This window comes from Ancylobacter sp. 3268, assembly GCF_031456575.1.
Taxonomy (GTDB): domain Bacteria; phylum Pseudomonadota; class Alphaproteobacteria; order Rhizobiales; family Xanthobacteraceae; genus Ancylobacter.
Genome location: NZ_JAVDUX010000001.1, coordinates 106,590 through 118,648, shown reverse-complemented (window position 1 = coordinate 118,648; position 12,059 = coordinate 106,590). Strand labels below are relative to the sequence as shown.

The following is a 12,059-nucleotide window of genomic DNA, read 5'->3' as shown; positions in this document are numbered from 1 at the left end:
CCAGTGCCGAAGACACCGGCATGGCGGGCGTTTGATGGCGCAAACCCACGCCGCCGCCGGCCACCCCTTCCGCAACGCCACGAATTGGGATGCCTCTGCGGAAGTATTCGTCGATTACATTCATGTAATGACACGAATTCTGCTTGGCCGGGCCGAATTTGCGACATCGGGCCGGAGCTATCCTGTCGACCGTCCGCCGCTGATGACGGACGCCATGGAGGATCAGGACATGAACCGCACCCGTTTCACCGGTCGTCGCCTCGCCACCGGAATCGCCACCGCCGCCTTCGTCGTCACCTCCGCCGCGGCCTTTGCCGCCAGCCCCGCCCCCGCCGGCACGGCGCCGGCGCCCGCCGCCAGCGCCTATGCCCCGGCGCAGACCGCCTCCACCCCGTCCGCCAAGCCGATCAAGGTCGCGCAGACCTCCAAGCTCAAGGCCTGCGAGAAGGAATGGAAGACCGGCGAGAAGGGCGGCAAGCTCAACGACATGAACCGCAAGGCGTTCCTGTCGAGCTGCGTGAAGGGCGCCTGACGCTTTCCCCGACGGAGCTCGCGAAGGGAACGGCGCCCTCCCCCGCGCGCCCTTCCCTTCGCCGCCCGGCGGCGCGGCGGTCACGGCCGCCCGGCCCGCCTCAGATGCCGAGCTTGCCCTTGAGCAGGTCGTTCACCGCCTGCGGATTGGCCTTGCCGCCGGTCTGCTTCATCACCTGGCCGACGAACCAGCCGAGCATGGTCGGCTTGGCGATCACCTGCGCCACCTTGTCCGGGTTGGCGGCGATGATCGCGTCCACCGCCGCCTCGATCGCGCCGGTGTCGGTCACCTGCTTCAGGCCGCGCTCTTCGACCACCGCGCGCGGGTCCAAAGGTCCGTTTCCTGCCTCGGTGAACACGATCTCGAACAGGTCCTTGGCGATCTTGCCGGAGATGGTGCCGTCGGCGATCAGGTCGACGATGGCGCCGATCTGCGCGGCGGAGACCGGCGAGGTCTCGATGCTCCGGCCTTCCTTGTTCAGCCGGCCGAACAGCTCGTTGATGACGAAGTTCGCCGCCGCCTTGGCGTCGCGGCCCTTCGCGGCCTCCTCGTAATAATCGGCGGTGGCCTTCTCCGCGACCAGCACGTCGGCGTCATAGGCCGAGAGCCCGTAATCGCGCACGAAGCGCGCCTTCTTCTCGTCCGGCAGTTCCGGCAGATGCGCGGCGAGCGCGTCGACGAAGCCCTGGGAGAACTCCAGCGGCAGCAGGTCCGGATCGGGGAAGTAGCGATAGTCGTGCGCCTCTTCCTTGGAGCGCATGGAGCGCGTCTCGCCGCGGCCGGGGTCGAACAGCCGCGTCTCCTGCTCGATCACCCCGCCATCCTCGAGGATGCCGATCTGCCGGCGCGCCTCGACCTCAACCGCCTGGCCGATGAAGCGGATGGAGTTGACGTTCTTGATCTCGCAGCGCGTGCCGAAATCGGAGCCCGGCCGGCGTACAGAAACGTTGACGTCGGCGCGCAGATTGCCCTTCTCCATGTCGCCGTCGCAGGTGCCGAGATAGCGTAGGATGGTGCGCAGCTTGGTCACATAGGCCTTGGCCTCTTCCGACGAGCGCAGGTCCGGCTTGGAGACGATCTCCATCAGCGCGACGCCGGAGCGGTTGAGGTCGACCAGCGACTGGGTCGGCGACAGGTCGTGGATCGACTTGCCGGCATCCTGCTCCAGATGCAGCCGCTCGATGCCGACCTCGATCTGCCCCTCGGAGGTGTCGACCAGCACCACGCCCTCGCCGACGATCGGGCTCTTGTACTGGCTGATCTGGTAGCCCTGCGGCAGGTCGGGATAGAAGTAGTTCTTGCGGTCGAACACCGATTTCAGGTGGATCTGCGCCTTGAGCCCGAGGCCGGTGCGCACCGCCTGCTTGACGCATTCCTCGTTGATCACCGGCAGCATGCCGGGCATCGCGGCGTCGACCAGCGAGACATGCGAGTTGGGCTCGCCGCCGAATTCGGTGGAGGCGCCGGAGAACAGCTTGGAGTTGGAGGTCACCTGCGCATGGATCTCCATGCCGATGACGACTTCCCAATCGCCGGTCGCGCCCTTGATCAGCTTCTTCGGGTCGGCGGGGCGGGTGTGCATGTTCATGTGAGGGCCTCGTCGCAGCGCGGTCGTGTGGGAGCCTGACTACTCCCATGACAGTGTGGAAGGCAACCGGAACAGCCGCCGCGGCGGCGGCGCGCGCGGAGGGACATCAACATCCGTACCGATCTGCCGAGGACGAAGGACGCCTTCCTGCGCTGGCCGAGTTGCAGGAGGAGCGTTTTCAGTCCTTGATGCTCATAGCGCGGCGATGGCGCCGGCCGCCTACAAGGCCGAACTGCCCGCACGGGGGAACCCCAATATGCGGTCGGGCGTCGAGGCCCTGCCCTGAGGCCGGCGGATGGAGGCCCCCCACCCCTTCGGCCACCGCCTCCGCTTCTGCGAGCAGCGCGGCGGCCAGGAGGGAAGCGGTCGCTCCAGCTAGGGTCGCAGCCTCCACTGCGGCTACTTCATGATCTTCTCGAACTGAAATGCGTCACCATCCCCCGGTAAGTCGTCCTGGCCCGCCGGCTGGTGCGGGTCAGAATGGTACCGGTTGAAGAACTCTATGATTTTGAAGCCGCACTTGTTTACGTAAAAGTGGATGTTTCGCTTCTCGAAATAGGGGGTATGCGTCTGCCACGTGACCGTCTCTGGATAACGTCGCTCGATCGCCAGCCACGCTTCATGGCCCAGACCGCGGCCATGCTCGCCCACCTTGATGAAGAACAGATCGAGCGAGTTGTGATTGGTTTTCATGTCGAGGGTCAGGACGGCACCGCCGACCTTCCGACCATCGGATAGGATGCGGAGAACCACAGCACCGGGCGCTTCGATTGCGGCTTCCAGATTCTTGTCGGATGGGATTGGCCCGTCCGGCAGAGCTCCAAACTCATCGACGACGGCCACCGCAAAGGCGTCTTGCAGTTCCTTCTTGAAGGTCGGGAGATCGCTGGGATGAGTAGTTACGAGAGTTACCAGTTCACTTGCCATACTAACGACTTACGCTGCGCACCGGGTGGAATTTGGGCAGCGCAAGTCCGCCAAATGCGGTCCTGACCATCAAGCTGACCGGGGTCCCCTGCCGAAGATTCCGCACCTCGGTCTGAGGGACATCTCGCGACAAGCCCCTATCCTTTGCGGCCCAAGCGCGGCTCGGGCGTCGAAAGGTGAGAGCGGCGGGAGCCTCGGAGCCCCGCCGGCAGCCCTCGCCCTCACTGCACCGAGATCAGCGCGTAGGGGCATTGCAGGTTCGGCGAATCCGACCCGTCGCGCCAGCAGACCACGTTGTGGCTGAGGTCGACGATCAGCTCTGTCGGGTCCTCCTCGCCATTCGGGCCGGGCCGGCGCATGAACAGCATGCGGTCCGGCTCGATGGTCTTCACGAGGTGGTAATACTCCGCATTGCCGTCCGGCCGTTCCTGAAATTCGCGCCACACCTTGTCGCCGAGATTGATCACGCTGGCGTCGAGCAGTCGCACCGTCTTGGTCTGCTCGTTGTAATAGGGGGTCTTGAAGCTGATCACGCGGGCATCGGCCAGCGCCAGCGGCCGCTTGGCGCCGGTATAGAGCGCCACCACCGCCAGGCTCAGCGAGCCGAGCAGGAACAGCGCGAAGGTGAAGAACCCGATCCACGGATGGGTGCTGTGGGTGCGGGCGAGAAAGACCACGCCGACGCAGCCGATGATGAGGCACACCAGCGCGACGATGCCGAGCCCCGTCTCGCTCGCGGCCCGGATGATCGCCGGGCCGTTCTGGAACAGCGCATTCAACCACTCCATGCCACGCCTCCCACATTTGGCGACGGCACGGCGCGCCCCCCGCGCGCCCTGGGTTTCCGGGGAGAGAGTGCGCCGGAAAGGGCGGTCGCGCAACGGTTGCAGCGACTTGCGCCAGATCAAGGCCGGATGCCCCCCGGTCCGGCAGGCTGCCGGCGGATGTGAGGGAGGCGAAAGATGCGCATCGACACCATCGACGAGAGGCTCACGCTGTTCCGGCACATGGCCGGCCATATGGGCCTGCACGAACTCGATCCGTCGGCGATCCCGCCCGGCGAACTGCGCGCCGGCGCCGAGCGCTGCCTCGGCTGCCGCGCCGGCGCCGCCTGCCGCGACTGGCTGGCCCGCGCGGCCGAGAACGCCCCGCCGCCGGAGTTCTGCCGCAACGCCGCGACGTTCCGCCAATGGGTCGAGGCGGAGATCGACGCCCCGCGCTGAGCGCCCGCCGGGCCGCCCGCTCAACCGATGCTCATCAGCCCCGTGCCGAGGATCGCCACCACCGCGCCGATCCAGGCGGCCGGCGACGGCGCGACGCCCGAGCGCAGCCACACCATCGGCAGGATCGCCACCGGCGCCATCGAGGACAGCGTCGAGACCACGCCGACATTGCCGCCCGCCAGCGCCGCCATCAGCAGCGCCATGCCCAGCACGGTGCCGAAGAAGGCCGAGCCGACCGCCGTCGCCACATTGCGCGGCGTCGCCGGCGCGGTGTCGCGCCGCGCGAAGGGAAACACCGCCAGCGCCACGAAAAACGCCGCGGCGAGGCCGGAGCGCACCGCCATCGCCGCGAAGGGCTCGACACCGGCCGCCATGACCGGGCGGGCGAACAGATTGCCGAGCGCCTGCCCGAGTGCTGTCACCACCCCGAGCCCGATGCCCGCCCAGGCCGGCCCGACCCGCGGCCCCTTCGGGCGCGGCGCGCCTTCCGGCGCCGGAAGCGCCGGCCGTTCAGCCTCGCCTCGCCGCCGCCGCGGCACCCCCACCGCCAGCGCCACGCCCGCCAGCACCAGCGCCACGCCCAACCCCTGCCGCGCGCTGATCGTCTCGCCCAGCGCGACATAGCCCAGGGCCAGCGCGAAGGGCGAGGTGAGCGCGAACAGCAGCGCGGTGATGCGCGGGCCGGCGGAGTAGATCGCGGCGAAATAGGTGGTGCTGGCGATGACGATGCCGAACAGCCCGGAGGCCGCCAGCAGCCCCAGCTGCGCCGCGCCGATGCTGCTCCAGCCGCCGAGCGCGGTGGCGACGGCGGCGTTCATCAGGAAGGCGGCGCTCATCTGCCAGCGGGTGAGGCGGAACAGGCCGACGCGCCCATTCAGCTCGCTGACGAACATGGCGCTCAGCGCGATGCAGCTGGCGGCGCCCACCGCCATGATTTCGGGGAGAAACACAGGGATGACGTCCTCGGCGGCCCGGCGCCGCCGTTCAGGCTCCGGCCGGTCGGACGGGCGCCCGCTCAAAGCACGGCGACGCCGCATCCGCCATTCGACCTTCGCGGCAGACGGCTCTCACACGAGAGCCTTCTGAGTCTCCAGCCGGCAATTGCGGAAACAGCGACGGAACTCCCTCTCCCCGCCTCGAACTCGGCTATTGCCGAGTTCGATCTTTGGAACGTCAAACTTGGCAACAGCTGAGTTTGACGGAGAGGGCTGGTGAGGGGCCTTCGGGGCCTCCCAACGTTGTCTCCCCTCACCGACCCGCTTCGCGGGCCGCCTCTCCCCAACGGGGAGAGGAAAGCGGATAACCACCGGCGACGCCGCCGCTCAGCCGAGCCGCTCGTTCTCGTAGTCGACCACCCATTGGATCAGCACCCGCCACAGCTTCTCGGCGAGTTCCGGCGGCACGCCCTTGGTCTCGGCGGTGGCGGTCACCTTCTCCACCACGTCCTCGACCCGCTCGGGCAGCAGCGCCGCCAGCCCCTCGGCCTTCTTCACCGCGATGACGTGCTTCACCACCTCGAAGCGCTTGGCGAGCAGCTCCACCATCTGCGCGTCGAGGGCGTCGATCTCCGCCCGGAAGGGCGCCAGGGCGCGCTCGTTCTCGGGCAGCAGGCGCGCCATCACAGCCACCACTTCTCGGGGCATTCGAAGCGGCCGGCGGCGTCCTCGATCACCTGCGCGAGCGAGAACAGCGCCTCTTCGCCGAAGGGCCGGCCGATCAGCTGCAGCCCGAGCGGCAGCCCGTCGCCGGAGAGCCCCGCCGGCACCGCGATGCCGGGCAGCCCGGCCATGTTGAGCGTCACCGTGAACACGTCCTGCAGGTACATCTCCACCGGGTCGGCGCCGGACTTCTCGCCGATGCCGAAGGCGGGCGACGGCGTCGCCGGCGCCAGCACCGCGTCGATGCCGGCATGGAAGGCGTTCTCGAAGTCGCGCTTGATCAGCGTGCGGACCTTCTGCGCCCGCACGTAATAGGCGTCGTAATAGCCGGCGGAGAGCACATAGGTGCCGATCATGATGCGCCGGCGCACCTCGGCGCCGAAGCCGCTCGCGCGGGTCTTCTCGTACATCTCGACGATGTCGCGGCCGGGCACCCGCTCGCCATAGCGCACGCCGTCATAGCGCGCGAGGTTGGAGGAGGCCTCGGCCAGCGCCACGATGTAATAGGCGGGCAGCGCGTATTTGCTGTGCGGCAGGCTGATGTCCACCACCTCGGCGCCGGCGTCGCGCAGCCATTGCGCACCCTCGTCCCACAGGCTGGCGATCTCGCCGGACATGCCGTCGACGCGGTATTCGCGGGGGATGCCGATGCGCATGCCCTTCACCGAGCCGCCCACCGCCTGCTGATAGTCCGGCACCGGCCGGTCGACGCTGGTGGAATCCTTCGGGTCGTGCCCGGCCATGGAGCGCAGCAGCAATGCCGCGTCGTTCACCGAGCGGGCGATCGGCCCGGCCTGGTCGAGCGAGGAGGCATAGGCGATGATGCCCCAGCGCGAGCAGCGGCCATAGGTCGGCTTGATGCCGACCGTGCCGGTGAAGGCCGCCGGCTGGCGGATCGAGCCGCCGGTATCGGTGCCGGCCGCGCCGGCGCAGATATGCGCCGCCACCGCCGCCGCCACGCCGCCGGAGGAGCCGCCGGGCACCAGCGGCTGATCGGACCCGTCGCGCCTCCACGGGTTCACCGTCGGGCCGAAGGCGCTCGATTCGGTGGAGGAGCCCATGGCGAACTCGTCCTGGTTCAGTTTGCCGAGCAGCACCGCGCCGTCGCCCCACAGCTTGGAGGTGACGGTGGATTCGTATTGCGGCACGAAGTTCTTCAGCATGTTGGAGCCGGCGGTGGTGCGCACGCCATCCACCGCGTAATTGTCCTTCACCCCGAGCGGGATACCTTCCAGCGGCCCCGCCTCGCCCCTGGCGATGCGCGCGTCGCTGGCCTTGGCCATCTCCAGCGCCTTTTCCGGCGTCGCCAGCACATAGGCGTTGAGGTCGCCGGCGGGCGCGATGGCGTCGAGATAGGCCTGGGTGAGCTCGGTGGCGGTGAAATGGCCCTGCGCCAGCCCCTCGCGGGCGGCGGTGATGGTCAGGCGGGTAAGTTCGGTCATCGCGCTCACTCCACCACCTTGGGCACGGCAAAGAAGCCGTCCTCGGCCACCGGAGCGTTGGCGAGCACCCGTTCGGGATAGAAGCCGTCCGTCACCGTGTCCTGGCGCAGCGGCAACGTCATGGGGATGACGCTGGTCATCGGCTCGACGCCGGCGACGTCGACCTCGGCCAGCTCGTCCACGAAGGCCAGGATGGCGTTCAGCTCGCCCTGGAGATGGACCACTTCTTCCTCGGTGACGGCGATGCGCGCGAGATGCGCGACCCGCCGGACCGTCGCCTGATCGACCGACATCCGAATTCCCGACACGACGTGACAATGCTGCCGCGCCGTATAGCAGGCCGGCGGCGCGTCCCGCAACGCAGCTTGGCGCCGCCGCCGCCGCGGGGCGGGGAATTCATCGCGGCCGGCCGCCCGTGCCGCGGGGGCTCAACTACCGGCGAGCGCCAGGCACTTGCCGGCGGCTTCGGCATTGGTGCGGGCCGCGCCGCGATCGATCTTGCCGCCCATGGCCAGCGAGCGGGTCTTGTCGGTCACGACGCCGCGAACGTCGCCGCCCGAGCTGATCGACGCGAACGAGGCGGCATAGATCGCCTTGCCGTCGGCATTGAGCCCGGCGGCGCAGGCATCGGCGGCGGCCTTGTCGGCCAGTGCCGGCGCCGCGACGAGAACCAGGGCGCCGAGGCACAGCGAGGCCGCCGCGCCCCGGCGGAGCGTGGTGAGGGAAATCGACATGGAATTCTCCTGTTGCAGATGGATTCAGCGCAGGCCGGGACGATTGACCGGCCCGCCCATATTGACGCCCGGCCCCGGCCGGGCGACGGCGCGGGCAGCCGGGCTGCCGACGCATCCCACCGGATAGCCCGGACGGGTGCAATAAATGGCGGCCCGCGCGGCGGGAGCCGGCGCGGGCCGCACCACGCAACCGCGCGGGTAGCCCGGTCCGGTGCAGTACACCACCGCCGCCGAGACGGGGGACGCGCTGGCGATCAGCGCGCCGGCGGCCAGCATCGCGCCGGCCGCGAACGCTCCAGCCGCAGGCGGCGATACGATAAACCGGAAGCCCTTGTAGCGCATGACATGTCCCCGTTTCGGGAGGATTCTCCGCCCAGAACGCACTCAACGCCCGGCGGTTACCTTGCGCAATGCCGATTTTTGACCGCGTCCGGCCGCGCGGCCGCTGCGGGGATGGCAGCGCCCCGCGGGCCGCGGCGGGCTGGCCGGTTGAAGCGGTGGCGGGAACGATGCCATAAGGCGTGGGAAAATCGGAATACGCCTCCATGCTCGATCCGACCTCGTGGCGCGCCCCGGCGGCGGAACGCCGGCCAGAGCTCGAAGCCTTGCGCGCTCACCCGCTGTTCGCGCCGGCGGCGCGGGAGGCGGCCGCCGGCATCGTCGCCACCTATCGCGGCAATGCCGTGATGAATCGGCTGCTGAACGATCGCGGGCGCTTCATCCTCTCCATGCTGGTGCTCGCCCTGCACTACGAGCCACCCGGTGCCGGAGGCGGCGGGCTCAGTGCCGGCCGGCTGAAGGCCGAGGTGGCCGCCCTCCGCGTCTGCAGCCCCGGCCGCGCCGTCGCCATGCTGGGCGCCTTCCGGCTGCTCGGCCTCGTCGAATCCCTGCCCGCTCCCGGCGGCGACCGCCGGCTGAAGCGGCTGGCGCCCACCGCCCGCCTGCTCGACCTGCACCGCGCGCGCTGGCGCCATATTCTGGCGGCGATGGCGCGCCTGGTGCCGGAAGGGGCCGCCGGCCTCGCCCATATCGACGAGCCGGATTTCCTGGCGATCTACATCGATGCGCTGATCCAGCCCTTCCGCGAGGGCTGGCGGCTGCTCGACGACGTGCCGGAACTGGCGCCCTTTGCCGATCGCGACGCCGGCATGGTCATCGCGCTGTCGCTGATGGAAGCCGGCCACGACCAGCCGCCGGTGCCGATCACCCATCTCGCCCGCCGGTTCGGCGTCTCCCGCTCGCATGTCCTCGGCCTGTTGCGCGCCGGCGAGGAGGCGGGGCTGCTGCGCCGGCCCGATTCGCGCGGCGGCGCGCTCGCCGAGCCAGCGCTGGCGGCGGCGCTGCAAGATTTCATCGCCGTCGCCTTCCTCATGCAGGCGCAGGCGGTACGCCGCGCCTGTGCCGCGCTCGGCCACGCCATCCCGCCCTAGCCCCGGCGGGGGGGCACGGGGGTAGCGGGCGGCGCGGCGCGACGCCCCTCCCTCGCCGGCCGTGCCGCCGCGTCTCAGCCCTTGGCGAACGGCTTCGGTTCGCCGCTCGTCAGCACATGCACGCTTGCCTCGTCGCCGACGAAGTCGACGAAGCGATCGGCCGTCGGCTCCAGCGGCGGGAAGGAGCCGTAATGGCAGGGGATGATCGTCAGCCCCGGCAGGAAGCGCTTCACCGCCAGCGCCGCCGTCTCCGGCCCCATGGTGAAGCGGTTGCCGATCGGCATGATGACGATCTCCGGCTTGTGGATCTCGGCGATCAGCGCCATGTCGGAAAAGATGTCGGTGTCGCCCATGTGCCAGACGGTGGGCTCGCCGGGGGCGTGCACGATCAGCCCGTTGGCATTGCCGAGATAGACCGAGGCGTTGTCGGCCAGCGCGCCGGAGGAGTGGTCAGCCCGCACCATGCTCACCGAGAAGCCGTCGAGGCCGATGGTGCCGCCGGTGTTCATCATCTCCAGCTTCTTCACCCCCTGCAGCCCGAGCCAGGAGGCGAGGTCGGCATTCGCGACCACCGTCGCCCCGGTCGCCTCGGCAATGGCGACGGTGTCGCCGACATGATCGCCATGGCCATGGGTCAGCAGCACGTAGTTGGTGCCCAGCACCGCCACGTCGCGGCTGGAGCCGAAGCTCGGATTGCCGGACAGGAAGGGGTCGATCAGCACCGCCTTGCCGGCGAAGTCGAGGCGAAAGGCGGAATGTCCGAACCACGTGATCTTCATGGAGCATCTCTCTGGCTGCCGATGGTGCCCGGGAACATAGGGTGCCGCGCGGCGCGCTCAAGCCGGCTTTTCGGCCTCACCGGCCATCGGCGGTGGAAACCGGCCGCATCGTACGCCTCACTGCACCGGCCGGGCGCTCTGGCGCCCCCTGTCCGGGCGTGCTAGCGCAACACTCATGAGCGCCCCCATTCTCCGCATCGAGGAAGCCCACGCCCAGCTGCCCCCGCGCGGCGGGTTGCTCGGCCTCGACCTCGGCACCAAGACCATCGGCATCGCCAGCTGCGATCCCGACCGACGCCTGGCCGCGGCGGTGGAAACCATTGCGCGCAAACAGTTTACCCCGGATGCCGCCCGCGTGCTGAAGCTCGCCGGCGACCGCGGCGCAGTCGGCTTCGTGCTCGGCCTGCCGGTGAATATGGACGGCAGCGAAGGCCCGCGCGCCCAGTCCACCCGCGCCTTCGCCCGCAACTTCGCCAAGCTCACCGAGCTTCCGATTATCCTTTGGGACGAGAGACTTAGCACTGCCGCCGTGGAGCGGGACCTGCTCAGTGCCGACGTCAGCCGGGCCAAACGGGCGGCGGTGGTGGACCAGCACGCCGCCGCCTTCATCCTCCAGGGCGCGCTTGACCGCCTGCGGTTCCTTGCGAGCGCCTGATCATGGCCGGCGTTCTCGGCGCGCTCGTGCCGGTGTTCCTGATCATCGCCCTCGGGGCGTTGTTGAAGCGGGTGCTGCTCACCGAGGCCAGTCATTGGATCGCTTTGGAAAAGCTCACTTATTTCGTGCTTTTCCCCGCGCTGATCATCGTCTCCATCGCCCGCGCGGACCTCGGCGGCGTGGCGGTGCTGGAGGTCAGCGTCGCGCTCCTGCTGGCGATCCTCGGTCTCAGCGGGGCGCTCATGGTGCTGCGGCGGCCGCTCAGCCGGGCGCTCTCGCTGACAAGTCCTTCCTATACTTCGCTTTTCCAGGGGTCTGTCCGCTGGAATTCCTATATAGGGCTGGCGGTATCCAGTGCGCTCGCCGGCCCGAAGGGACTGGCGGTCGCCGCCGTCGGCCTGGCGGTGATGATTCCGGTGCTCAACATCCTCTCGGTCATCGTCCTCGCCCGCCATGGCGCCCGCGCCGATGCCAAACCGCCGAAAATGCTCGCCCAGATCGCCCGCAACCCGTATGTCTGGTCCTGCGTCATCGGCGCATTGCTCAATGAAATCAGCGTGGTAATCCCCGCCGTTCTGATGACTTTCGTCGATATACTCGGCCGCTCCTCGCTGGCGCTCGGCCTGCTGGTGGTGGGCGCCGGCCTGCGCCTCGACAGCCTGCACCGCCCGCGAGCGGCAACCTTCCTCTCCTGTTTTCTCAAGCTGGTCCTGCTGCCGACCGCCGCCATCGCCCTCGGCCTTGCGCTGGGATTGCGTCAGGTCGATCTGCTGGTGGTCGCCATCGCCGCCTCCGTGCCCTCGGCACCGAACGGCTATGTGCTGGCGCGGCAGATGGGCGGCGACGCGCCGCTGCTCGCCGAGATGCTGACCGTGCAGATGATCTTCGCGACCATCACCATGCCGCTGGCGGTCTCTGCGGCAAACTATATGTTATTGCAATGAATTATCTATATATCTTAAATCAGAATATTATAAAATCCCTGCTACCGCAACCTCCGCGTAACGCCAAGAGGACGGGCACGGCGCACCGGGCCGGCTGGCAGGGCTAGGAACCGGCGGCGGGTTCGGGCGGGATTTCCGGGAGAGGCG

At 68.9% G+C, this 12,059-nt stretch carries 15 protein-coding genes; 5 read left to right on the top strand and 10 right to left on the bottom strand.

Features of this window, described 5'->3' with window-relative positions:
* Positions 1–229 precede the first annotated feature (229 nt).
* Positions 230–532, top strand: coding sequence for a hypothetical protein (locus J2X65_RS00535; protein ID WP_310196489.1), 303 nt, complete (start codon positions 230–232; stop codon positions 530–532).
* Between the two features lie 100 nt (positions 533–632).
* Here J2X65_RS00535 and gatB read toward each other — a convergent pair whose 3' ends face one another.
* The 3 genes from gatB to J2X65_RS00520 all read right to left on the bottom strand — a co-directional run bounded on the left by gatB (position 633) and on the right by J2X65_RS00520 (position 3,835).
* The gene (gene gatB / locus J2X65_RS00530) at positions 633–2,120 is read right to left on the bottom strand and encodes an Asp-tRNA(Asn)/Glu-tRNA(Gln) amidotransferase subunit GatB (protein ID WP_310196485.1); all 1,488 of its coding nucleotides are present in this window, start codon (positions 2,118–2,120) and stop codon (positions 633–635) included.
* A gap of 399 nt (positions 2,121–2,519) precedes the next feature.
* On the bottom strand, positions 2,520–3,047 hold the full coding sequence (locus J2X65_RS00525) for a GNAT family N-acetyltransferase (RefSeq protein WP_310196483.1): 528 nt from the start codon (positions 3,045–3,047) through the stop codon (positions 2,520–2,522).
* Positions 3,048–3,268: 221 nt separating this feature from the next.
* Positions 3,269–3,835: a hypothetical protein gene (locus tag J2X65_RS00520; protein WP_310196480.1), complete on the bottom strand. Its 567-nt coding sequence runs from the start codon at positions 3,833–3,835 to the stop codon at positions 3,269–3,271.
* A gap of 174 nt (positions 3,836–4,009) precedes the next feature.
* On the opposite strand from J2X65_RS00520, the gene J2X65_RS00515 reads away from it, so the two are divergent.
* Positions 4,010–4,270, top strand: coding sequence for a DUF6455 family protein (locus tag J2X65_RS00515; RefSeq protein WP_310196478.1), 261 nt, complete (start codon positions 4,010–4,012; stop codon positions 4,268–4,270).
* A gap of 20 nt (positions 4,271–4,290) precedes the next feature.
* Here the strand turns inward: J2X65_RS00515 and J2X65_RS00510 are convergent, their stop codons facing one another.
* The 6 genes from J2X65_RS00510 to J2X65_RS00485 all read right to left on the bottom strand — a co-directional run bounded on the left by J2X65_RS00510 (position 4,291) and on the right by J2X65_RS00485 (position 8,446).
* The gene (locus tag J2X65_RS00510; RefSeq protein ID WP_310196474.1) at positions 4,291–5,220 is read right to left on the bottom strand and encodes a DMT family transporter; all 930 of its coding nucleotides are present in this window, start codon (positions 5,218–5,220) and stop codon (positions 4,291–4,293) included.
* Between the two features lie 372 nt (positions 5,221–5,592).
* Positions 5,593–5,889, bottom strand: coding sequence for a chorismate mutase (locus J2X65_RS00505; RefSeq protein WP_310196470.1), 297 nt, complete (start codon positions 5,887–5,889; stop codon positions 5,593–5,595).
* The gene (gene gatA, locus J2X65_RS00500; RefSeq protein ID WP_310196467.1) at positions 5,889–7,370 is read right to left on the bottom strand and encodes an Asp-tRNA(Asn)/Glu-tRNA(Gln) amidotransferase subunit GatA; all 1,482 of its coding nucleotides are present in this window, start codon (positions 7,368–7,370) and stop codon (positions 5,889–5,891) included. The genes J2X65_RS00505 and gatA overlap by 1 nt, the downstream gene beginning before the upstream one ends.
* A 5-nt stretch (positions 7,371–7,375) precedes the next feature.
* The gene (gene gatC / locus J2X65_RS00495) at positions 7,376–7,663 is read right to left on the bottom strand and encodes an Asp-tRNA(Asn)/Glu-tRNA(Gln) amidotransferase subunit GatC (protein ID WP_310196465.1); all 288 of its coding nucleotides are present in this window, start codon (positions 7,661–7,663) and stop codon (positions 7,376–7,378) included.
* A 135-nt stretch (positions 7,664–7,798) separates the two neighbouring features.
* The gene (locus J2X65_RS00490) at positions 7,799–8,104 is read right to left on the bottom strand and encodes a hypothetical protein (RefSeq protein ID WP_310196461.1); all 306 of its coding nucleotides are present in this window, start codon (positions 8,102–8,104) and stop codon (positions 7,799–7,801) included.
* A gap of 24 nt (positions 8,105–8,128) precedes the next feature.
* The gene (locus tag J2X65_RS00485; protein ID WP_310196460.1) at positions 8,129–8,446 is read right to left on the bottom strand and encodes a hypothetical protein; all 318 of its coding nucleotides are present in this window, start codon (positions 8,444–8,446) and stop codon (positions 8,129–8,131) included.
* Positions 8,447–8,649: 203 nt separating this feature from the next.
* Here J2X65_RS00485 and J2X65_RS00480 point away from each other — a divergent pair, with 203 nt between their 5' ends.
* Positions 8,650–9,534 (top strand): hypothetical protein, encoded by an 885-nt coding sequence (locus J2X65_RS00480; protein WP_310196458.1) that lies wholly within the window; start codon positions 8,650–8,652, stop codon positions 9,532–9,534.
* A gap of 74 nt (positions 9,535–9,608) precedes the next feature.
* Here J2X65_RS00480 and J2X65_RS00475 read toward each other — a convergent pair whose 3' ends face one another.
* A complete protein-coding gene (locus tag J2X65_RS00475) occupies positions 9,609–10,313 on the bottom strand; it encodes a metal-dependent hydrolase (protein WP_310196455.1) in 705 nt (234 codons plus the stop codon).
* Positions 10,314–10,488: 175 nt separating this feature from the next.
* Between J2X65_RS00475 and ruvX the strand changes: the two genes are divergently transcribed.
* Both ruvX and J2X65_RS00465 read left to right on the top strand, forming a co-directional pair.
* Positions 10,489–10,968 (top strand): Holliday junction resolvase RuvX, encoded by a 480-nt coding sequence (gene ruvX / locus J2X65_RS00470; RefSeq protein ID WP_310196454.1) that lies wholly within the window; start codon positions 10,489–10,491, stop codon positions 10,966–10,968.
* 2 nt (positions 10,969–10,970) lie between these two features.
* Entirely contained in the window at positions 10,971–11,912 is a 942-nt protein-coding gene (locus J2X65_RS00465) for an AEC family transporter (protein ID WP_310196452.1), read from the top strand.
* The last annotated feature ends 147 nt before the right edge of the window (positions 11,913–12,059 follow it).

What these genes read in the sequence shown, in the direction of transcription:
- J2X65_RS00520 (WP_310196480.1), bottom strand. Translation starts at nt 3,835, where the DNA reads ATGGAGTGGTTGAATGCGCTGTTCCAGAACGGCCCGGCGATCATCCGG.
- gatB (WP_310196485.1), bottom strand. Translation starts at nt 2,120, where the DNA reads ATGAACATGCACACCCGCCCCGCCGACCCGAAGAAGCTGATCAAGGGC.
- J2X65_RS00505 (WP_310196470.1), bottom strand. Translation starts at nt 5,889, where the DNA reads ATGGCGCGCCTGCTGCCCGAGAACGAGCGCGCCCTGGCGCCCTTCCGG.
- J2X65_RS00465 (WP_310196452.1), top strand. Translation starts at nt 10,971, where the DNA reads ATGGCCGGCGTTCTCGGCGCGCTCGTGCCGGTGTTCCTGATCATCGCC.
- J2X65_RS00525 (WP_310196483.1), bottom strand. Translation starts at nt 3,047, where the DNA reads ATGGCAAGTGAACTGGTAACTCTCGTAACTACTCATCCCAGCGATCTC.
- J2X65_RS00535 (WP_310196489.1), top strand. Translation starts at nt 230, where the DNA reads ATGAACCGCACCCGTTTCACCGGTCGTCGCCTCGCCACCGGAATCGCC.
- J2X65_RS00515 (WP_310196478.1), top strand. Translation starts at nt 4,010, where the DNA reads ATGCGCATCGACACCATCGACGAGAGGCTCACGCTGTTCCGGCACATG.
- J2X65_RS00490 (WP_310196461.1), bottom strand. Translation starts at nt 8,104, where the DNA reads ATGTCGATTTCCCTCACCACGCTCCGCCGGGGCGCGGCGGCCTCGCTG.
- gatA (WP_310196467.1), bottom strand. Translation starts at nt 7,370, where the DNA reads ATGACCGAACTTACCCGCCTGACCATCACCGCCGCCCGCGAGGGGCTG.
- J2X65_RS00475 (WP_310196455.1), bottom strand. Translation starts at nt 10,313, where the DNA reads ATGAAGATCACGTGGTTCGGACATTCCGCCTTTCGCCTCGACTTCGCC.
- ruvX (WP_310196454.1), top strand. Translation starts at nt 10,489, where the DNA reads ATGAGCGCCCCCATTCTCCGCATCGAGGAAGCCCACGCCCAGCTGCCC.
- J2X65_RS00485 (WP_310196460.1), bottom strand. Translation starts at nt 8,446, where the DNA reads ATGCGCTACAAGGGCTTCCGGTTTATCGTATCGCCGCCTGCGGCTGGA.
- J2X65_RS00480 (WP_310196458.1), top strand. Translation starts at nt 8,650, where the DNA reads ATGCTCGATCCGACCTCGTGGCGCGCCCCGGCGGCGGAACGCCGGCCA.
- gatC (WP_310196465.1), bottom strand. Translation starts at nt 7,663, where the DNA reads ATGTCGGTCGATCAGGCGACGGTCCGGCGGGTCGCGCATCTCGCGCGC.